Here is a 21,430-nt window from a genome sequence, read left to right as displayed (position 1 = left end):
AAAAAGGAGACCCGCCATGCACCAATTATTCATCGAAGGGCTGCAACGCCTGGGCCGCGCGCTGATGCTGCCCATCGCCATCTTGCCGATTGCCGGCCTGCTGCTGCGATTGGGTGACACCGACCTGTTGAACATCGCGGTGATGCACGATGCCGGCCAGGCGATCTTCGCCAACCTGGCACTGATCTTCGCCATCGGCATCGCCGTGGGCTTTGCCCGCGACAACAACGGTACGGCCGGGCTGGCCGGTGCGATTGGTTACCTGGTAATGGTCTCCACCCTCAAGGTGATGGACAGCAGCATCAACATGGGCATGCTCGCCGGTATCGCCAGCGGCCTGATGGCCGGTGCGCTGTATAACCGCTTCAAGGACATCAAGCTGCCGGAATACCTGGCGTTCTTCGGCGGGCGGCGGTTTGTGCCGATTGTCACCGGGTTCTCGGCCGTTGCGCTGGGGGTGATCTTTGGCCTGATCTGGCCGCCGATCCAGCACGGCATCAATAGCTTCGGCGTGTTGCTGATGGAAAGTGGCAGCTTCGGCGCGTTCGTGTTTGGCGTGTTCAACCGCCTGCTGATCGTCACCGGTTTGCACCATATCCTCAACAATATGGCGTGGTTCGTGTTCGGTACCTTCACCGACCCGGTCACCGGCGCCGTCGTCACCGGCGACCTGACCCGCTACTTTGCCGGCGACCCGAAAGGCGGCCAGTTCATGACCGGCATGTTCCCGGTGATGCTGTTCGGCCTGCCCGCCGCGTGCCTGGCGATGTACCGTAACGCCCTGCCGGAGCGGCGCAAGGTGATGGGCGGGATCTTCCTGTCGATGGCGCTGACGTCGTTCCTGACCGGGGTGACCGAGCCGATTGAATTCGCGTTCATGTTCCTCGCACCGTTCCTGTACCTGATCCACGCGCTGCTCACCGGCCTGTCGATGGCGGTGACCAATATGCTGAATATCCACCTGGGCTTTACCTTCTCCGGTGGGTTTATCGACATGGTGCTGGGCTGGGGCAAGTCCACCAACGGCTGGCTGGTGATCCCGGTGGGCCTGGCGTATGCCGCGATCTACTACAGCGTCTTCAGTTACTGCATCCGCCGTTTCAACCTGAAAACCCCGGGCCGTGAGGATATCCAGGTGGCGCAGGCTGCAGCGATGAGTGATAACCAGCGCGCCACGGCTTACATCCGGGCCTTGGGCGGTGCGGCCAACTTGCTCAGTGTGGGCGCCTGCACCACGCGCCTGCGGTTGGACATGGTCGACCGCAACAAAGCCGTGGATGCCGAATTGAAAGCCCTGGGTGCGATGGCCGTGGTGCGGCCTGGCAATGGGGGGAGTTTGCAGGTGGTGGTCGGGCCGCTGGCGGACAGCATTGCCGATGAAATTCGGTTGGCGATGCCATCGTTTGTAGCCTCTGCACCCGTAGCGGCTGTGCCTGTGGATAAGTCGGCTGCGGTGAATGCGCAGGAGGCCGAACAATGGCTGGCCGCACTGGGCGGTCGAGGCAATGTGCGCCAGCTGGAAGCGGTGGCGATGACCCGGCTGCGGGTGGAGTTGGGCGATGATTCGGTGGTGTCCGAAGCTCAACTGACGGCGTTGGGTTGCCAGGGTGTGCGCCAACTGGACAGCGGGGTCTGGCACCTGGTGATGGGTGACAAGGCGTCGGGGTTGGGGGACGCACTGGAGCGCTTGGTCAGTGGCCGTAACGTAGGCGCCAGGGTATAGAGCTGCGGTGACCGTACTGACCAATCGCGGGCAAGCCCACTCCCACATTTTGATCGGTGCCCGACTTGGCAATACGGTCAAATGTGGGAGCGGGCTTGCTCGCGAATGGGCCTCATCGGCGCCGAATTACTACTGCGCAGGCACCTCGGATAAATCCAGTACTCGATCCACCATCAACTGGATCCCCTCCACCATCCGGTGAATGCCCAGCACCGCATCACGCTGCGAGCCGTCGATGTCAAACGCCAGATGGGCCGCCAGCGCCTGCACGGATGCCAGATCCTGGGATGCGTTGGCAAGCAAGGTTTCGCTGTTCAGATGGGGCAGTACGGTGAAGAGTTGGTCGGTGGGTTGAGAGGCGGATGGGGGATTTGGACTGTCTTTGATCATGGTAAACCTCTGGTGTGAAGTAAGAGCTACCAGCGTCACTTGCAGTTGATGGGTGGCAGCTGTGTGCAGGCCTGCAAGACCGAGAATCACCAGTAAATCTCGGTAGACCCGAAGGTCTCCCGCACACAGCCGCCATAAATGACGACCATGAAAAAGCGCCGCAATTATAAAGGCGCTTGTGACTAACTGGTGAGGTTTCGGCGGGCTTGCAGTCCCGATCGCTGAATGAGCAGCGACTGGCGAAGGTTAGTGAGGTGAGTTCCGAGGGACAACCTGAACAGATTGTGGGAAATCTCCGAGAGCTGAAGATATCGCAGACAATAAAAAACCGGCCTGAACCGGGTCCTCTGATCGCGACCAACGCTTAGGTAGATGCTGCCGCACGTTGTTGCGCCTCGTAGTGGCGGGTCTGAAAAGGTATCAATGCCTGAGCCTTCAAACCCAGCCCTTCACTCAACCCCCAAGACACTGCCAACTCATCACGACGACGGCGAAGCGCAACAGTACCTTGTGGTTTTACGTCTTGCCTGGAAGCAGAAAACAACTCAAGCGCCTTCAACGCCTCCATTACCCGACTGTCTGTCGCACACGAAAAACGCGTGAATCGCTCAAGCAAGTAGCCTGCGCGACGAAGTTCCACCTCACTGGAGTGTTCCTCCAGAAAAGCTCTCACCTCGCCCACAAGGTTCGCTTCCGAGTACCAAACCGCTTTCGCTGCACTGACAAGAGCAGTGTCATCAGCCTGATTCAAAGGTTCTTTGACCAGAGTCCCCAAGGCGCAAGAGAGGACTGGACCATCAAAAGGCTTCGTCAACTTCAGTGTCCAGATAATCGTGCAAAATATTGGTCAGAATGGATCTAGGTGGCTCTTTGTTACCAACATACATATCAATCGCCTGCAACGCCAGCCGGCGGAACTCAGTGGTCACAATGAAGCCGGCCCTAAGCAACGCCATGATATCGCCAATGTCCTGATCAGTCGCTCTACCCAGTTTGGAAATTGCAATATCGATAGGCGCAGCTATACGCAGATGCAATGCAGACTCATCAGGAAACTCTTCGAGGGGAAGACTGCGTTCCCAGTAATCTTCGTGAAGCGGGCCAAAACCCGTGTTGTACTGAAGATCGTAATTCAGTTCCATTACACGGCCAGACTGCTGGTCGAAAAACTGCTCTGGAAACTCGGCCAGCAATGTCCGCAGACGCAGCTTGTCCTGAATATTCGCGCAATAAATCTCTGCATCCACGTCAGTGGAAACACGGTGGTGCGTATATAAATGAACAGCGCAACCACCGAATACAATGACCTTGACCGCGCCTGACGCGGCGCCCTCAAGCATTAACTCCACCTCGATGGACTTGAACATCGAAACCAATGCTTGCCCCAGTGCAGTACTCGTATTGAGTCTAGGAACGACGACGTCTGGTAACTCCATTATTGAATCTCAAGCCGGTGCAACGTTACTGAACGGGTCTTGAGTTCAAACCCCGATCACTGAATTGTCAGCGACCGGCGAAGGTTATTGAGGCGGGTTCCTAGGGACAACCTGAAAGGGTTGTAGGAAACATGCAGATTGTCGTCGGGTAGATTCATTCCCACAAATCAAAAAACTTACTTATCTACCTCTCTGCCAATGGCCCGCCTGCGCATGCTCAAGGTTCTTACCCCCGCATGGAGAGCGTACCTGTGAGCACACCCCCCCAGACCTTTGAAGGTATCAAAGGTCACCTCAATCAGATCGGGCACCACCTGCTCCAGATCGAAAAGCCGCTAGTGCCCGAACACACACCGTCTGCCGAACTGGCCTACCTGGAAAAAACCAACGGCATCCTGACGCGTTACCGCCAGCAGTTCCTGGCCAAGAGCCGCGCCCTCTATCAGGACATCACCCAGAGCGATTTGCTCGCCCGAGTCGAAGCACTCAAGACCACCTTGAATACGCATCTGCTGGCACTTGATCGCAACGAGCAAATCGATGGCAAGCCCCGCAAATCCTTCATGACCTTTGAAGCCGGCTACACGGCCCTGGCCAACGAAACGGCGGTCAGTGCCCAGGACCGCCTGCTGCATCCGCAACAACAGGCCATGCTTGAGCGCGTACCGCTGGGCGCTACGTTGCGTCCAGGCCTGTATGCACTGACCTTTCGTTATCAGGAGCAGACGGTTGAACTGGCCGGTGCCTTTGTCCTGACCGAAAATTCCAGCCCTGTGGTCGCTGATCTAAGCGCTGCGCCGACGGTAGGTGAAGTGATGCTGTTCACGCCCTCACACGGGATCGAGTCCTTCGGCTCGCTGGCGCAACTCAATACGCACGTGCTGCAAGGCATGGAGGATGCCGAGCGGCGACGCGACTTCATGGCGTTGTTGCCCGTGCGTTATCGCGCTGTGACGCCTGCCGCCATGTGGCCGCTGGAACTGACGCCCATCCAGGATAAGCCGCTGTTTGAGCACACCTACAACGCCTTGGTCGACAAGCGCACCCAGGACATCGAGCGCGCCTTGAGCCTGGTGGACAACCCCGCCCACGCGGCGGCTCAGTTGATCGACGCCCTGGACCGTGCCATAGCGGCGGCGTTGCCGGATTTCAGCGCACGCCTGCAATGGCGCAGCCGACGTCTATTGGAGCGGCACCTGCGCCACAGCGCTCCGGACTGGTATCGCAGCGCCACCGAAGCTCGCCGCGCCGCACTCGCCGCTCACCTGGCGAGCTATAACGAGGCCCGCCAACAGCTTCTCGACGTGCTCGGCCCGGTCACCAGCCCTGAAGCCCTGGCCCGTTATCGACTGTTGCAACACCTCAGCGATGAGCTGGACATCCACGACCTGGCGCCGGAACACCTGGCGATCAACACGCGCCGCTACGTGGACCCCATCGGCGAATACGAACACGACCGCAACCTGGTTGAGCTGGCCCTGCGCGGGCTGCACGCCGGTGATGATGCGCCGGGGTCGGACTTCCTGACCAAAACCACGCTGACCTACCAGGAGGCACCGCTGCCCGAGGCCTACCAGGACCTGACTCCCGCCTGGCTGGCGCAGGTACTGACCACCTTGCAACCGCGTATCGAGTTCGGTGAGTTGCAGCAACAGATACATGCCAAACCTGTGGTCAGCCGTGCGATCGAAACAATGCTCGACCAGCGGATCAACGCGCTGGCCTACACCGCGATGCTCCAGGGTCATCTCAGTGAAGAGGACTTTCAGTTGGTCCAGGACGTACGCCTGGGCACCGACACTCGCCTGAGCGCCGCCACCCTGTCATTGCACGAAGCCCAGTTGCAGGACATATGGGTACTGCGCCAACGCGACGCCAGCGGCGCGATCATCCGCCTGTTGCTGTGCACGCCCGAAGCGCCACGGGAGCAGCAGTTCCAGGCTTTCGACAGTGAGGTCGCGTGCCAGAATCACATCCTCGGCTGGAGCCTGGACAACGGCGAAAAAAAACCGCCGGGCACCCTCACCGATTACCTGATCAAACGGGTCGCCCTGCGTTTTCGCAGGGCCATGAAGCGCGTCCTGAGCGGCTTGAGCTTCAAGGTTCAGGACCGCGAGTACACAGCGATCAGCTTTGGCAATGTCGGCAGCCACGCCGACTGCCTCAAGGCCATGTCCGCCCATGTGCTGGCGACCCGCCTCGACGACTACGCGTTCAGCACCCCGACCTGGTACCGCGCGGCCCACCCCGACACCCGCCGCAAGTTGTTGAAACTGGCCGAGGACAGCGAAGGTGCGCTGCTCACCTACCAGGACTTTCCGCTGTCTGACGCGCAGTTTCCCAGCTTCGCTGACTACCTGCATGAACAGGCCAAAAAACGCCTTAACCTGCTGCTGGCACGCCCTCAGAACGATGTCGACCCCGACACCGTCTGGGCCTTTTCACCACCGGCGCTGCTCGGCTCATTGACCCCCGCGCCCATGACCTACACCCAGCTCTACCGCGACGGCTACGCCGACGGTGTGGGGTTTATCGACGAGAAGTTCTCGCGCGCCGCCCGATTCAAAGGCCCCAAAGGGGTGGACCTGAGTGCGCTGACGGCAGAAAAAGTCGCCCGCTCGATCACCGGCACCTGGGTCGGCCAGCGTTACATCAACGAGGTCAGGCGCCGCCTGCTCAACGTTGGCAACGCGGACTATGACCTGCGGCGCAATGCGACGCTGAGCATCACCCAGCGCCAGATGCAGAGCGCCGCCCTGGAGTGCCGGCTTGAAGGCTACATCGCTGGTGTCGACTGGACCTGGTTGGAGCTCGCCATAGCCAGCATGGGTGACACCGCCACCGACACACGCAACACCTACGCCATTCATCGCCTGCTCATCGATGGCGAATGGGTGATGGGCAATTTCCTCTTCAGCCACGCCACTTTCCCGACGCTGCTCTACACCCCCAATGCCCCGGACGGCATCAGCTTTCGCGAGGCCAGGCAGTTCAACTACCTGCTGAAAAAGGTGCCCGGCATGGTCGGCTATTTCACCCTGCGGGTTGGCGCCCACTCCCAGGCCAAAGTGCGTACCTTTCTCGAAAATGCCAAGGCACAGCTGCCCGAGGACCTGAACAAAACCGACACCAGCCCGGCACGCTACGACACAATCCGTGCACAACCACCGCTGACGGATCTGCGTCGAGCACTGTACGACATGAAGCTGCAGCGCAAGATCGATGACGTTGAAGGCACCACGGCCAATCGCACCCAGATGATCACGGGCATCCTCTGGACCTGCGTGGAATGGGTCACTGCCATTGCTACCGCGCCGTTTCCCACCGTCAGCCTGAGCCTGGGCATGCTGCTGGCGTTCAAGGACGGCATGCTCGCCCTGAACGCGTATGAGCAAGGCGACACCGGAGCTGCCGTGGAACACTTGATCGGTTACGTGCTCAACAGCGCCGGCGCGGCTTTTACCGATCTGCGCCCGGCATTGGTTTCCCTTAGGCAACTGGCAAGACCGGCGCCGCGCGAGGCAGCCAAGAGCGCCGCCGCTGCCAGCGAGGCCGTGAAGCTGGTGCAACCCCTGCAAGCCCAGGCTCTTGCACCGGCAGACATGCAGGCGGTGCTGTTCGATGGCGAGTTGCTTTGGGCGAAGAACACCCCCGACCCGATCGGACGTTATTTGCTGTACCGACTCGATCCGCCTACCGGCAAATTGATCTCCACGACTCGCGTGGCTGCGCCTGATGCACAAGGTGTGTGGCGCCGCACCGGGGTCACGGGCGGCGCGCCCAAGTATGAAAAATTGCCGGACACACCGGAGCCGCTCAAGCCTTACGAGGTACCGGGGAAATACGCCGGCAAGCTGGAGTTGGCCCTTAACCCGCAGGTGCGAGCCGAAATCCTGTCACGTTCCGAATGGGAGTTCGGCACCACAAACGTCGGTCGGGGAAGTGGCATCAGCGACCTGCGATCCCTGCGCACGGTTTACCTGCAACAGGCCAAACGCTTGGCGACTGACGCCGAGGACTTTTTCAAGCACCTCGACCCGTTGCCGCCCCGTACCGCGCCCCCGGCCCTGGAGGCCAACACATCGTTTGCACAGCTGATTGCCAGCGATGCCTTCAGCGGCAACAAGAACCTGGTCATTGGCGCACTACCGGGCTCCATCGCCAGCAAACAACTATTGATCACCCAGATGGACGCCTTGATTGAGCGCGGCTTCAAGCATGTGTACATCGAGTACCTGCCCACCGATGTATTCCGCCTAAAACTGGAAAAACTCAACAGCGGCAAATCCTGGCAGCATATCGAACGGCACCTCAGGGCCGTCGATAAAGCCCTCGGTTTCGCCGAGGATGCCGAGTACTCCTACGTAGCATTGGTGCGCAAAGCCCAGGAAAAGGGCATGCAGGTCAAAGCCCTGGACGCCTCCACGTCCTACCTGCTGGACGATGTGCTGCAAATGGGCGATACCCCACCGACCACGCCACGGGGTAACAGCGTCAGGAACTTCTACTCCCATAAAGTCATTGAGGCCGATGCCCTCAGCGAACAGGATGAACGTTGGATTGCCCTGGTGGATCACTCCCGCCTGCGTACCTTCGAGAAAACGCCTGGCCTGGCGGACCTGCAGGATGCGGTTGCGCTGCGCGTGGTGGATGTGGGCGCGGACCAACCGGTGGGCGTGTGGGTCGACGCCCCCGGCGCCCTGGCAGGTGACGCGCTGGCCAGGGGCGATTACCAGTTGGCCCTGCGAACCTCGTACAAAGCGCCCGAGCCGATAGCATCGTCCAGCACAGTCACGGCGGCGGTGGCACATTACGACGAATACGACATTGCCCGCCCTCTCAGGGAAAGCATCGTCCGTCAGACCGATACCCGGCACGGGCTGGACACTCGCTACTTCCCACAGAACCCTGACCATACCGAGGCCTTCCTGGCGTTTCAAAACGCCAGGGCACGTCTGGTCACCGATGCAGATACCTACCTGGCCAGCCACGTACCACCCGCCAGGCCCGATCCCTCCGTCCTCGCCTCACCGAAAAGCCCGGAGGCGCTGCTGGAGAACGTCCGTCAAAGCGAGTTCTCGGGGCTGGTAATCGGTGAAGGACACAGCGCGCAGTCCAGCAAACGCTGGTTGCGCGACTACATGAAAAAACTCAAGGACCTGGAATTCAAGACCCTGTACATGGAGCACCTGCTGACCGATATCCACCAGGAAGAGCTGGATATTTTTCTGCGCACACAGCGGCTGCCGGACAACCTCAAGCGCTACCTCACCCAGTTGGATCGCGGCCATATGCCAGGCTACAAAGGCAACGATACCTACACTGAGGTGATCCAGGCGGCGGCCAAACAGGGCCTGCGCATCCGGGCCCTGGACTGCACCGCCAGTTATCACGTCAAGGGCCTGGGGGATGAGGACGTCTCGCGCAACCAGCTGTTCAGTTACTTCGCCAACCAGGTAATCACGGCCGACCAGGCGGCACAGGGGTCTCACAAGTGGGTTGCCTTCATTGGCAGCACCCACACCAATACGCACCTGGGCGTGCGAGGCCTGGCGGAACTGCAAGGTGCGGTCAGCCTGCATGTCCGGGACACCGCCCCCGCGCTGGCCCAGAATATTCGTCCGGGTGCCTGGGAGTCGTTTGCCGAAGGGATGAGTCCGTACAGGAAAGCCTTGCGCAGCGACTTCATCCTGGACGCCGGTGTTGCCGGTATCAACGCCCCCGCCCCGTTCGTTGCGGTGGACAGGGCACGACTGAACCGGCCCGGCCTGTTCCTGATCGAACGCTCGTCGCCGTCGCAGAGCAACTTGCTGCATCGCTCGCGCAGCGGGGAGATCGTGTCGACGCCGATCAAGGTCGACAACAACGGCCTGTTTTATGTCGAACGCTGGGAGCCGATGCAGGGCAAGCGTTTCAGCTACGAAAACATCTTGATCGATGCGTTGAAGGCGGAAGTGGGGTTGGTTCCGGCCCCCTGAGCCACTGAGGCTTTGACGCGGGGTTCATGACCGTCAACAAAAAACCCGCTGGCCAAACTGGCCCAGCGGGTTTCTTGTCTTTACCGTCGGTGGATCAGAAGTCCGCCAACTGCCACACGTCATAAGCCGGTGTTTCATAGGGGTGGCTGAGCTTCAACGCGGCGACCACCGCGTTGATCAACTCATCGGCCACTACCAGCTCAACCTTCCATTCTTCCACCACTTCAACCTGGCCAACCTGCCCGATAAACGGCTGGCTTCCGTCCAAAGCGCGAAACTGGCCCTGGCCCAGCACTTGCCAGGCGCAGCTGTCGTAGTCGCCGATGCGCCCGGCGCCAACCGCGAAGACGGCGGTTTTCACCGCCTCCACATGGCTGTCGGGCACAAAGAAGGCAAGCTTGTACACGGCCTTAGTTCACCCATACGCGGGCGTTGCGGAACATGCGCATCCACGCACCGTCTTCGTTCCACTCTTCCGGGCGCCACGAGTTCTGCACGGCGCGGAACACACGCTCCGGGTGCGGCATCATGATGGTGACGCGACCGTCGCGGCTGGTGAGGCCGGTGATCCCGCGCGGCGAGCCGTTCGGGTTGGCCGGGTAGCTTTCGGTGACCTTGCCGTGGTTGTCGACGAAACGCATGGCCACGCAACCGGACAGGTCGGCTTCGAGCAAGGCTTCTTCGCTTTCGAACTCGGCATGACCTTCACCGTGGGCGATGGCGATTGGCATGCGCGAACCGGCCATGCCTTGCAGGAAGATCGAGTTGGATTCCTGCACCTGCACCATGGCGACACGGGCTTCGAACTGCTCGGAGCGGTTACGCACGAAGTGCGGCCAGAACTCACTGCCCGGGATCAGTTCGTGGAGGTTGGACATCATCTGGCAACCGTTGCATACACCCAGGGTGAAACTGTCGTTGCGTTCGAAGAAGCCCTGGAACGCATCGCGGGCACGGCTGTTGAACAGGGCCGATTTGGCCCAGCCTTCGCCGGCACCGAGCACGTCGCCGTAGGAGAAACCACCGCAGGCCACCAGGCCTTTGAACGCGTCGAGGTCAACGCGACCGGCGAGGATGTCGCTCATGTGCACGTCGATCGCATTGAAGCCGGCGCGGTCGAACGCGGCCGCCATTTCCACCTGGCCGTTGACGCCCTGCTCACGCAGTACGGCAACTTGCGGGCGGATTCCTTTCTTGATGTACGGCGCGGCGATGTCCTGGTTGACGTCGAAGCTGAGCTTGGTGCTCAGGCCCGGGTTGTCTTCTTCAAGGATCACGTCGAATTCCTGCTCGGCGCAGTCGGCGTTGTCACGCAGGCGTTGGATCTGGTAGCTGGTCTCGGACCACTGGCGTTGCAGCAAGCGGCGCTGGCCGGCAAACACGGTGTCGCCGTTGAAGGAGATGTTGATTTCACCGTTGTTGATCGGCTGGCCGATCACCGCGACGCAGTCGTCCAGGCCAGCGGCGCTGAACTGTGCGAGTACGTCAGGGGTAGCGTCCTGGCGAACCTGGATCACGGCGCCCAACTCTTCGTTGAAGAGGATGCCGTTGATTTCCGAGGCGTCCTCGGCAACGCTGTCGAGCACGATGTTCAGGCCGCAGTGACCGGCAAACGCCATCTCGACCACGCTGGTCAGCAGACCACCGTCGGAACGGTCGTGGTAAGCCAGCAGGTGGCCGTCGGCGTTGAGGCCCTGGATCACGGCGAAGAAGGCTTTCAGGTCTTCGGCGTCATCCACGTCCGGCGCGTGCTTGCCGAGCTTGCCGTGGGTTTGCGCGAGGATCGAGGCGCCCATGCGGTTCTGGCCACGGCCCAGGTCGATCAGGATCAGGTCGGTGGTGCCCTTGTCCATGCGCAGTTGCGGGGTCAGGGTCTGGCGGATGTCGGTGACCGGCGCAAAGCCGGTGACGATCAGCGACAGCGGCGAGGTGACGCTCTTGTCCACGCCTTCATCGTTCCAGCGGGTGGCCATGGACATGGAGTCCTTGCCCACCGGAATGGTGATGCCCAGCTCCGGGCACAGCTCCATGCCGACCGCTTTTACCGTGTCGTACAGACGCGCATCTTCACCTGGGTGACCGGCGGCGGACATCCAGTTGGCCGACAGCTTGATGTCGGACAATTTACCGATACGCGACGCGGCGATGTTGGTGAGGGTTTCACCAATGGCCATGCGGCCCGACGCCGGGGCGTCCAGCAGGGCCAACGGCGTACGCTCGCCCATGGCCATGGCTTCACCGGTGTAGACGTCGAAGCTGGTGGCGGTGACGGCAACGTCAGCCACCGGAACCTGCCATGGGCCGACCATTTGGTCACGGGCCACCAGGCCGGTGATGGTGCGGTCGCCGATGGTGATCAGGAAGCTTTTGCTCGCCACGGCCGGGTGGTGCAGCACACGTTCGATGCTGTCGGCCAGGTCCAGGGCGCTTGGGTCGAAATCATCGCCCAATTCGGCTTCACGTACCGCCGAACGGTGCATGCGCGGGGCCTTGCCCAGCAGCACTTCGAGGGGCATGTCCACCGGGCTGTTGCCGAAGTGGCTGTCGGTGACCGTCAGTTGCGGCTCGGCAGTGGCTTCGCCGACCACGGCAAACGGGCAACGCTCGCGTTCGCAGATGGCCTGGAAGCGCGCGAAGTCTTCAGGGCCGACCGCCAGTACGTAACGTTCCTGGGATTCGTTGCTCCAGATTTCGTGCGGGGCCATGCCCGGCTCGTCGTTTGGAATGTTGCGCAGTTCGAAGCGGCCACCGCGGTCGCCATCGTTGACCAGCTCCGGGAAGGCGTTGGACAAACCGCCGGCGCCGACGTCGTGGATGAAGCTGATCGGGTTCTTGTCACCCAACTGCCAGCAACGGTCGATGACTTCCTGGCAGCGGCGTTCCATCTCAGGGTTTTCGCGCTGTACGGAAGCGAAGTCGAGGTCTGCCGAGCTGGTGCCGGTGGCCATGGAGGAAGCCGCGCCGCCGCCCAGGCCGATCAACATCGCCGGGCCGCCGAGGACGATCAGCTTGGAGCCGACCAGAATCTCGCCTTTCTTGACGTGTTCTTCACGGATGTTGCCCATGCCGCCAGCCAACATGATTGGCTTGTGGTAGCCGCGCACTTCATCGCCACGCGGGGTGGTGATGGACTGTTCGAAAGTACGGAAATAACCAGTCAGCGCCGGACGGCCGAACTCGTTGTTGAACGCGGCGCCGCCCAGCGGGCCTTCGATCATGATGTCCAGCGCAGTCACGATGCGCTCAGGCTTGCCGTACGGCACTTCCCATGGCTGTTCGAAGCCCGGGATCTGCAGGTTGGACACGGTGAAACCGGTCAGGCCAGCCTTTGGCTTGGCGCCACGGCCGGTGGCACCTTCGTCGCGGATCTCGCCGCCGGAACCGGTGGCTGCGCCCGGGAACGGAGCAATCGCGGTCGGGTGGTTGTGGGTCTCGACCTTCATCAGGATGTGCACCGGTTCCTGCACCGCGCCGTACTGGCGGGTTTCAGGGTCCGGGAAGAAACGGCCGGCAACCGAGCCGACGATCACCGAGGCGTTGTCCTTATAAGCCGACAGAACGCCTTCGCTATGCATCACGTAGGTGTTCTTGATCATGCCGAACAGGCTTTTTTCCTGGCTCTCGCCGTCGATGTCCCAACTGGCGTTGAAGATCTTGTGACGGCAGTGCTCGGAGTTGGCCTGGGCGAACATCATCAGTTCGATGTCGTGGGGGTTGCGCTTGAGACCGGTGAAGGCGTTGACCAGGTAGTCGATTTCGTCTTCGGCCAGCGCCAGGCCCAGTTCGGTGTTGGCCTTCTCGAGGGCGGCGCGGCCACCGCCGAGCACGTCAATCGCGGTCAGCGGCTTGGGCTCGGCGTGGCTGAACAGGCCGGCAGCCTGTTCCAGCTGGCTGACGATGATCTGGGTCATGCGGTCGTGCAGGCTGCTGGCGATCAGCTCGGCCTCGGCATCGCTGAACCCACCTTCGACATAGAAAGCGATACCACGCTCCAGGCGCTGGATTTTCTCCAGACCGCAGTTGCGGGCGATATCGCTGGCCTTGCTCGACCAGGGCGAGATGGTGCCGAACCGTGGCAGAACCAGGAACAAGCGGCCAGTCGGCTCTTGAACGGGAACGCTGGGGCCGTACTTCAGAAGGCGTGCGAGCACTTGCTGTTCGTCGGCGGTCAAGACGCCGGTAACGTCGGCGAAGTGAGCAAATTCAGCATACAGGCCTGTAACCGCTGGAACCTTCTGGCTCAGTTGCTCAAGGAGTTTGCTGTGGCGAAAGGCAGAAAGGGCAGGAGCGCCGCGCAGGATCAACATCTTCGGGACAGCCTCGGGAAGGGGTGTGCTTTGAGGCCGTGCATTCTAGCGTAAACCTGCGCCAACGGCACCCGAAACGGCACCGCTGGCTGCTGCCGAACGTCAGTTGGCACGGTTTGCACGGTATCGGGGCGCTATCCAAGGCATTCCGCGCAGTTATTTTAACCGTCACAATCGGCCCCCAGGCCACGTTTCTGCGGGCTGCAGCACAGTTTTTCCGGCGCTAGCAGACAAGTCCGCCGCTGTCGAGATATGGCGCCGTGGGCCGTTTGCGTATACTGCGCAGATGTTCTCCCCAACTGCTTTGCGCCCGCGATGCGCCAGATGGCTCATCGTCACCGGACTCTTCCTGATGCTCAGCGCCTGTGTTGATAAACCCAGCACGCTCGAGCGAATCAAGGAGGATGGCGTATTGCGGGTGATTACCCGAAACAGCCCGGCGACTTATTTCCAGGACCGCAACGGTGAAACCGGTTTCGAATACGAACTGGTCAAGCGTTTTGCCGATGACCTGGGCGTGAAGCTGGAGATCGAGACCGCCGACAACCTCGACGACCTGTTCGGCCAGTTGGGCAAACCCAACGGCCCGGTGCTCGCCGCCGCCGGCCTGGTCAGCAGCGAGCAGCGCCAGCAACAGGTGCGATTCTCCCACCCTTATCTTGAAGTCACCCCGCAGATCATCTACCGCAACGGCCAGTCCCGGCCGACGAACGCGGCGGACCTGGTGGGCAAGAAGATCATGGTGCTCAAGGGCAGTACCCACGCCGAACAACTGGCGGCGCTTAAAAAGCAGAACCCGGCCATCGAATACGAAGAATCCGACGCCGTTGAGGTGGTCGACCTGCTGCGCATGGTGGACGAGGGGCAAATCGACCTGACCCTGGTGGACTCCAACGAAGTGGCGATGAACCAGGTGTACTTCCCCAACGTGCGGGTGGCGTTCGACCTCGGCAATGCCAGCAACCAGAGCTGGGCCGTGGCGGCCGGCGACGACAACAGCCTGCTCAACGAGATCAACAGCTACCTGGACAAGGTGGAAAAGAACGGCACCCTGCAACGCCTTAAAGACCGCTATTACGGGCATGTCGATGTCCTCGGCTATGTCGGCGCCTACACCTTCGCCCAGCATTTGCAGCAGCGACTGCCCAAATACGAGAAGCACTTTCGCGCCTACGCCAAGGAAGAAAAAGTCGACTGGCGCCTGCTCGCGGCGATCGGCTATCAGGAATCGCTGTGGCAACCGACGGTCACGTCAAAGACCGGCGTGCGCGGCCTGATGATGCTGACCCAGAACACCGCCCAGGCCATGGGCGTGTCCAATCGCCTGGATGCCAGGCAAAGCATCATGGGCGGCGCCAAGTACCTGGCCAAGATCAAGGACGAGCTGGACGACAAGATCGCCGAGCCCGACCGCACCTGGTTCGCCCTCGCCGCTTATAACGTCGGCACCGGCCATCTGGACGACGCGCGCATTCTGGCGAAGAAGGAAGGCCTGAACCCGAACAAGTGGCTGGACGTGAAGAAGATGCTGCCGCGCCTGTCGCAGAAGCAGTGGTACAGCAAGACCCGCTACGGCTACGCCCGAGGCGGCGAGCCGGTGCACTTTGTGGCGAACATCCGGCGTTATTACGACATCCTGACCTGGGTGACCCAGCCGCAGCTGGAAGGCAACCAGGTGGTGGAGGGCAACCTGCATGTGCCGGGTGTGGACAAGACCAAGCCGCCGGAAGACACCCCGCAGCTGTAAAACTGATCCTCCCACTCCCACATTTTGATCTCTACTTGGGTTAGAGGCCGGTGATCAGGTGGACCACTCCTCCCGCCAACACCATCACACCCGGCACACCCGCCGCTTTCAACGCCGCCTCATCCAGCCGGCCCGCATCCTGCAATTGCACCCTCACCCGCGTCAGCGCCACACGCTGTTGCGACTTGAGGTTATCCGCACCTCCCAACGCACTCAGCACCTCGGCCGACAACAGCCCCTGCGTCGGAGTCACCACCGTCTCGGCAATCAAATCCGGGGTCAGGGCTTTCCAGAACGCCCGCTGCAATTTCTCGAACATGCTCAGTGCTCCACGACAGGTGAGGTTTCAACGGTGGCCGCGTGATACAGGCGCAAGGCCTCGCGCACCTGGGCGGCTTCTTCCAGGCCCAGTACCTGACGGGCGATGGTCTGGCAGTCGACCAGGTCCAGCTCGCGCACGGTGGCCTTGATGGTGGGAATCAGCGGCACACTGACAGACAGCTCATCCACGCCCAGCCCGATCAACACCGGCACCGCCAGCGCTTCGGAGGCCAGTGCACCGCATACGCCCACCCACTTGCCATGGGCGTGGGCGGCCGTGACGGTGGTGGCGATCAGGCGCAGCACCGCCGGGTGAAAGCTGTCGGCCTGGCTGGCCAGGCGCGGGTGATCGCGGTCCATGGCCAGGGTGTACTGGGTCAGGTCGTTGGTGCCGATGGAGAAGAAATCCACATGGGGCGCAAACACATCCGCCATCAAGGCTGCCGACGGCACCTCGATCATGATGCCCAGTTTGGGCAACTCGCTGATCCCGAGGGCCTGGGCTTCTTCTTCCAGAACCTTGCGCGCCAGATGCAGCTCCGACAGCAGGCTGACCATCGGCAACATGATATGCAGGCGCGCCAGCCCGGCACTCGCAAGGATCGCGCGCAACTGTTCACGCAACAGCTCCGGGCGCTCCAGGCACAGGCGTATGCCGCGCAGGCCCAGGAACGGGTTGGTTTCACTGTCCATCGGCACATACGCCAGCGGTTTATCGCCGCCGACATCCAGGGTGCGCACCACCAGATTGCGCTCGGTACCCAGGGCACGGGCGATGGCGCTGTAGGTTGCGGCCTGCTCATCCACGCTTGGGGCGCGATTGCGATCCAGGTACAGGAACTCCGACCGCAGCAGGCCGACGCCTTCGCCTCCCAGGGCCAGGGATTGCTCCACCTCCTGCAACGACGCGACGTTGGCGGTCACCTCGACGTGATGGCCGTCACGGGTAATCGCAGGCACGGAGGCCTGCGCCACGTCACGCTGGCGTCGCAGTATTTGCTGTTGGCGCGCAGCCTCCAATTGTTCGATCTCGGCCAGGTTGGGGTCCAGGTGCAACTCACCCTTGTCGGCGTCGAGCAGGACCTGTTTGCCGTTGGCCAGCGCCAGCACTTCAGGCCCGACCCCACACATGGCAGGCAGGCCCAGGGCACGCGCCAGGATCGCGACATGGCTGGTTGCCCCACCGCCGACGGTGACAAACCCCAGCACCTTTTGGGTGTCGAGGCTGGCGGTTTGCGAAGGCGTCAGTTGCTCGGCGACCAGGATCGCGCGGTCGGGCAGGTCCCAGGCGCGGTCTTGAATACCGAGGATCAGTTTCAGCACGCGCTGACCGACATCCGCCAGGTCCGCCGCACGTTCGGCCAACAGGGCATTGCCCAGGCCCTGGAACAGTTGGGCGGTGGCGACCGTGGCGCTGTTCCAGGCAAACGCGGCGCTCTTGCCTTCGGCCAGCAAGCCGTGGGCTTGTTCCAGCAGCGTCGGGTCTTCGAGCAATTCCTGATGGGCACGGAAAATCTCCGCCTGGGCACTGCCTGACGCCTGGGTTTGCAAGGCTTGCAGCGCTTCATTTGCAGCCAACAGGCCACGCGCCAACGCAGCGCGTTCGAAGGTTTCTCCCGCCCCCTGTTCAGTCACCTTCAGCTCGGGCTCAGCGACCTGAACCACTTGGCCAAACGCCGACCCCGGCGATGCGCAAACGCCTCGCAGCAGCGTCGTCGACGATACCGGCACGCGCGCTTCGAGCTGTGCAGCCGGCGCCGCAATGGCCTCGCCGCAGCCTTCAGCCAACAGCGCAACCAGCGCATTGATTGCTGCCTCGGCATCCTCCCCGGCTGCGCTGACTTGCAAGGTATCGCCCTGTACGGTTTGCAGCGCCATGATCGCCACCAGCGACTTGGCGTTGGCACTCTGGGTTTGCTTGTGTAGGTAAATGCTCGCGTTAAAACCTTTCGCCGCCTGGGCAAATACCGCTGCCGGGCGCGCGTGCAAGCCATTGGCGTTGGGCAAGGTCAACGGCTTGGAGAAGCGTGCATCGCCCTCCTCCTCATCGGCCTCCTCTACCCGGTTGCCGGGCGATACCTGCAACACCGGTTGGCCCCGTTCCACCAGGCCGCTTGCCAACGGCGTGAACGGCTCGCCGCTGACCACCAGCATCAAGGTCAGCAAACTGCGCGCGTTAAGCGCCACGTAGTCGGCATCGAATTCGATCAGTGCTTGCCCGGCTTCCACCCGCTGGCCTTCCTCGACCAGGCGGGTGAAGCCCTTGCCCGCCAGGCTCACGGTGTCCAGGCCGATATGCATCAGCACCTGCACGCCGTTGTCGTCGGTGACGCTGACCGCATGCCCACTGTCCTGGATATTACTGATCACTCCGGCCAGCGGCGCACACAGGGTCTGCGAAGTGGGATCGATGCACAGGCCGTCGCCAATCATGCGGCTGGCGAACACCGGGTCAGGCACCTGGTCCAGTGCCAGCAGCACGCCGGATAAAGGCGCGAGCAATTCCAGGGGTTGAGTTGCGGTCATGACGTCACCTGCTGTTTTGTTCTGTAAAAATCCTTGGGTGGATGCCTATCCCACGGATGACTTATTTCCACCAGTATTCAACCTGCACGCCAACGTTCGACCCATGCCGCGCGGTGCCATAGGCGCCGGTGTCGGACAACGCCGAGCCCGCCGCCAGTTCATTCGCTGCACGCTTGGCCGCTTCGTTCCAGGTCGCATAGGTGTAGTACAACCGCACTTCCGGCCGCGCCCAGAAATCCGGCCCCTTGGGCGACCAGGTCGGGGCGAAGGTAAATTTGCTCAGTTTGCGCGTGCCGCCTGTGGCATCGACCTGATCGTGCCCGAGTTCGGTGACCAGTTTGAATTGTTCGCTGATCGCATACGCAGGGCGAACACCGATGGACATCCAGGTCTGGTCCTGGCTGCCGGGGCGAATATCCTTCTGGTACACCGCTTCGATCTGCCCACCAAAGCGCGGGGTCACTTGCCAGTCGAAGAACTCCACGGCGCGATAACTTTTGCTGCTGTTATCCAGGAAGGTATTGCCGGTGTAGCCCAGGCCGGTGCCGGGACCTTCGCCGTACTGCAGGGCGAATTTGTTCTTGCCGCCCAGAAAGGGTTTTTGCACATGCTGCGCGGTGAGCGCCCAACCGCTGTTGGTGTCGCGCCCGCCGGCCTTTTCGATATAGCTCAAGCCCAGCTCCAGCTCGCCGCCGGGGTTGGTCTTGAAGCCCGCCACGTTGAAGTCGTGACGGGTGGCGTATTCCTTCTGGTACAGGTTGTCCTTGCGCGAGAGCGCGTAGCTGTATTTCAGGTCGCCGATCAGCACGTCCTCAATACCGCCACCGGTGGCGCTCTGGTTCCAGTAGTAGAAGTCGGAAATATGGATGTCATTGCGTTTGTAGTAGCGCCGACCGGCCCACAGCGAACCGCCATTGAGGGCCGGCAGGTTCGACCACTGCGCATACATCTGCGGCATGCGCGCCGAACCGTTGTCTTCGCCCTGGAATTTAAGGGCGCGGTCGTATTTGTTGTAGAGGGATGCCATGGCGTCGACGCTGAGCACTGAGCCATCGTCGAGGGTCAGCAGGTCCTGACGCAGTTCCAGTTCGGCGTACTGCTCGCATTCGTTGCCCAATCGGTATTTGGTTTGCGCCCCCGGCAGTTGGAAACATTGCTGCTTGCCACTGCCCGTTGAAGTCCCCGCACCGCTGCGTAAGTAACCTGCAAATTCCAGGGCCTGCGCACCGAATGGCAGGCTCAGGCAGGAGGCAACGAGGCCCAGCTTTATTGTTGTTTTCATGAAGCACTCCGATATTTTTATTATGTTTTTTTTGAAGCACCCTGCGCCCGGGGTTTAGTCCTTCAGATACAGCACGAACGATTCGTAGGGACGCAAGACGACCGTGGCCGTGCGTTGCGGGCAGTCGGGGTAATTGCTGATCAGCAGGCGTTGCTCGGTCGCCGCGCCGATCACGTCGTCAGGCAGTTGGATCTCACAGGGCTGGCGGTAGAAATTATTCAGCACCAGCAAGCGCTCGCCGTGGCCTTCACGCAGGTACGCCCAGACCTGCAGATGGTCTTGCAGCAGTTGGCGGTAAACACCCGCTTGAATCAGCGGTTCATGACGACGCAAGGCGATCAGCGCACGGTAGTGATGCAGCACGGAGTCGGGATCATCGAGTTGGTGTTCAACGTTGATCTGCGCGGCATTCGCCGGGATGCCGATCCACGGCTCACCGGTGCTGAAGCCCGCATTGGGTTGCGCGCTCCACTGCATCGGCGTGCGGCCGTTGTCGCGCGACTTCTGCATGATCGCCGCCATGCTCGCCGCTTCGGATTCACCGGCATCGCGCTTGAGGCGGAAGATGTTCAGGGTCTCCACATCGCGGTACTGATCGATGCTGGCGAAGCCCGGATTGGTCATGCCCAGCTCTTCGCCCTGATACACAAACGGCGTGCCCTGGAGGAAGTGCAATGCGGTGGCGAGCATCTTGGCCGAGACCACGCGGTACTCACCGTCGTCACCAAACCGCGAGACCACCCGGGGCTGATCGTGGTTACACCAGAACAGCGCATTCCAGCCGCCACCGGCTTGCATACCCAGTTGCCAGTCGGAAAAAATCTGCTTGAGTTGCAGGAAGTCGAAGTCGGCCTTCACCCACTTTTGCAGGTTCGGGTAATCAACTTTCAGGTGATGAAAGTTGAAGGTCATCGACAGCTCTTTCGACTCCGGCCGCGAGTAGCGAATGCAATGCTCCAGGCTGGTGGACGACATCTCGCCGACGTTGATCAGGTCATGGCCTTCAAAGACTTCGCGGTGCATCTCCTGCAGGTATTCATGCACGTTCGGGCCGTCGGTGTAGAAGCGGCGGCCGTCACTGTTGTCTTCGGGGAAATCGGCGGGCTTGGAGATCAGGTTGATCACATCCAGACGGAAACCGCCCACGCCCTTGTCACGCCAGAAGCGCATCAACTTGAATACTTCGGCACGCACCTGGGGGTTGTCCCAATTGAGGTCAGCCTGGGTGTGGTCGAACAAGTGCAGGAAGTACTGGCCGGTTTGCGCCTCGTATTCCCAGGCCGAACCGCCGAACTTGGATTCCCAGTTGTTGGGCTGGTCGCGCCAGATGTAGAAGTCGCGGTAGGGGTTGTCGAGGCTGCTGCGCGCCTGCTGGAACCACTCATGCTCAATGGACGTGTGGTTGACCACAATGTCGAGCATCAGCTTGATGCCGCGCTTGGCCGCTTCGCTGATCAACAGGTCGCAGTCGGCCATGGTTCCGTAGCTGGGGTCGATGGCGTAGTAGTCGCTGATGTCGTAGCCGTTGTCCCGTTGCGGCGAGCGCAGGAACGGTGTGATCCACAGGCAATCCACGCCCAGCCACTTGAGGTAGTCGAGTTTGTCCACGATACCCAGCAGGTCACCGGTGGCGTTACCCGCGTGGCTGTGGAAGCTTTTGGGGTAGATCTGGTAGATCACCGAGTGTTGCCAGTCTTGCATGGTGGGTTCCTTCAATTAA

General features: G+C 61.3%; 12 protein-coding genes. 3 read left to right on the top strand and 9 right to left on the bottom strand.

Features of this window, described 5'->3' with window-relative positions; genetic code table 11:
- Positions 1 to 16: 16 nt before the first annotated feature.
- On the top strand, positions 17 to 1,723 hold the full coding sequence (gene nagE / locus M2397_RS10345) for an N-acetylglucosamine-specific PTS transporter subunit IIBC (RefSeq protein ID WP_259242912.1): 1,707 nt from the start codon (positions 17 to 19) through the stop codon (positions 1,721 to 1,723).
- A 129-nt stretch (positions 1,724 to 1,852) separates the two neighbouring features.
- On the opposite strand, the gene M2397_RS10340 is transcribed toward nagE, so the two are convergent.
- From M2397_RS10340 to M2397_RS10330, 3 genes are all read right to left on the bottom strand, one after another.
- Complete coding sequence (locus tag M2397_RS10340; protein ID WP_131697960.1) at positions 1,853 to 2,113, bottom strand: DUF6124 family protein; 261 nt, start codon at positions 2,111 to 2,113, stop codon at positions 1,853 to 1,855.
- Positions 2,114 to 2,477: 364 nt separating this feature from the next.
- Positions 2,478 to 2,927, bottom strand: coding sequence for a hypothetical protein (locus M2397_RS10335; protein ID WP_131697961.1), 450 nt, complete (start codon positions 2,925 to 2,927; stop codon positions 2,478 to 2,480).
- Positions 2,911 to 3,549, bottom strand: a complete 639-nt coding sequence (locus M2397_RS10330) for a DUF6036 family nucleotidyltransferase (RefSeq protein WP_131697962.1) — start codon at positions 3,547 to 3,549, stop codon at positions 2,911 to 2,913. Before M2397_RS10330 ends, M2397_RS10335 begins: the two co-directional genes overlap by 17 nt.
- 251 nt (positions 3,550 to 3,800) lie before the next feature.
- Here M2397_RS10330 and M2397_RS10325 point away from each other — a divergent pair, with 251 nt between their 5' ends.
- Entirely contained in the window at positions 3,801 to 9,527 is a 5,727-nt protein-coding gene (locus tag M2397_RS10325; protein WP_259242902.1) for a membrane-targeted effector domain-containing toxin, read from the top strand.
- Between the two features lie 94 nt (positions 9,528 to 9,621).
- Here the strand turns inward: M2397_RS10325 and M2397_RS10320 are convergent, their stop codons facing one another.
- Positions 9,622 to 9,933, bottom strand: coding sequence for an NGG1p interacting factor NIF3 (locus M2397_RS10320; protein ID WP_259242901.1), 312 nt, complete (start codon positions 9,931 to 9,933; stop codon positions 9,622 to 9,624).
- Between the two features lie 4 nt (positions 9,934 to 9,937).
- Positions 9,938 to 13,834, bottom strand: a complete 3,897-nt coding sequence (gene purL, locus M2397_RS10315) for a phosphoribosylformylglycinamidine synthase (protein WP_259242899.1) — start codon at positions 13,832 to 13,834, stop codon at positions 9,938 to 9,940.
- 286 nt (positions 13,835 to 14,120) lie between these two features.
- Between purL and mltF the strand changes: the two genes are divergently transcribed.
- On the top strand, positions 14,121 to 15,581 hold the full coding sequence (gene mltF, locus M2397_RS10310) for a membrane-bound lytic murein transglycosylase MltF (RefSeq protein ID WP_167655131.1): 1,461 nt from the start codon (positions 14,121 to 14,123) through the stop codon (positions 15,579 to 15,581).
- Between the two features lie 40 nt (positions 15,582 to 15,621).
- Here the strand turns inward: mltF and M2397_RS10305 are convergent, their stop codons facing one another.
- The 4 genes from M2397_RS10305 to treC form a co-directional block, all read right to left on the bottom strand.
- Positions 15,622 to 15,900, bottom strand: coding sequence for a PTS transporter subunit EIIB (locus M2397_RS10305; RefSeq protein ID WP_131697967.1), 279 nt, complete (start codon positions 15,898 to 15,900; stop codon positions 15,622 to 15,624).
- A 2-nt stretch (positions 15,901 to 15,902) separates the two neighbouring features.
- On the bottom strand, positions 15,903 to 18,428 hold the full coding sequence (gene ptsP / locus M2397_RS10300; RefSeq protein WP_131697968.1) for a phosphoenolpyruvate--protein phosphotransferase: 2,526 nt from the start codon (positions 18,426 to 18,428) through the stop codon (positions 15,903 to 15,905).
- A gap of 61 nt (positions 18,429 to 18,489) precedes the next feature.
- Positions 18,490 to 19,710: a carbohydrate porin gene (locus M2397_RS10295; RefSeq protein ID WP_145338396.1), complete on the bottom strand. Its 1,221-nt coding sequence runs from the start codon at positions 19,708 to 19,710 to the stop codon at positions 18,490 to 18,492.
- Between the two features lie 54 nt (positions 19,711 to 19,764).
- Positions 19,765 to 21,411, bottom strand: coding sequence for an alpha,alpha-phosphotrehalase (gene treC / locus M2397_RS10290; protein WP_131697970.1), 1,647 nt, complete (start codon positions 21,409 to 21,411; stop codon positions 19,765 to 19,767).
- Positions 21,412 to 21,430: the final 19 nt, after the last annotated feature.

Source organism: Pseudomonas sp. BIGb0381 (genome assembly GCF_024809815.1).
Taxonomy (GTDB): Bacteria; Pseudomonadota; Gammaproteobacteria; order Pseudomonadales; family Pseudomonadaceae; genus Aquipseudomonas.
This window is presented reverse-complemented; position numbering and strand designations above follow the sequence as displayed.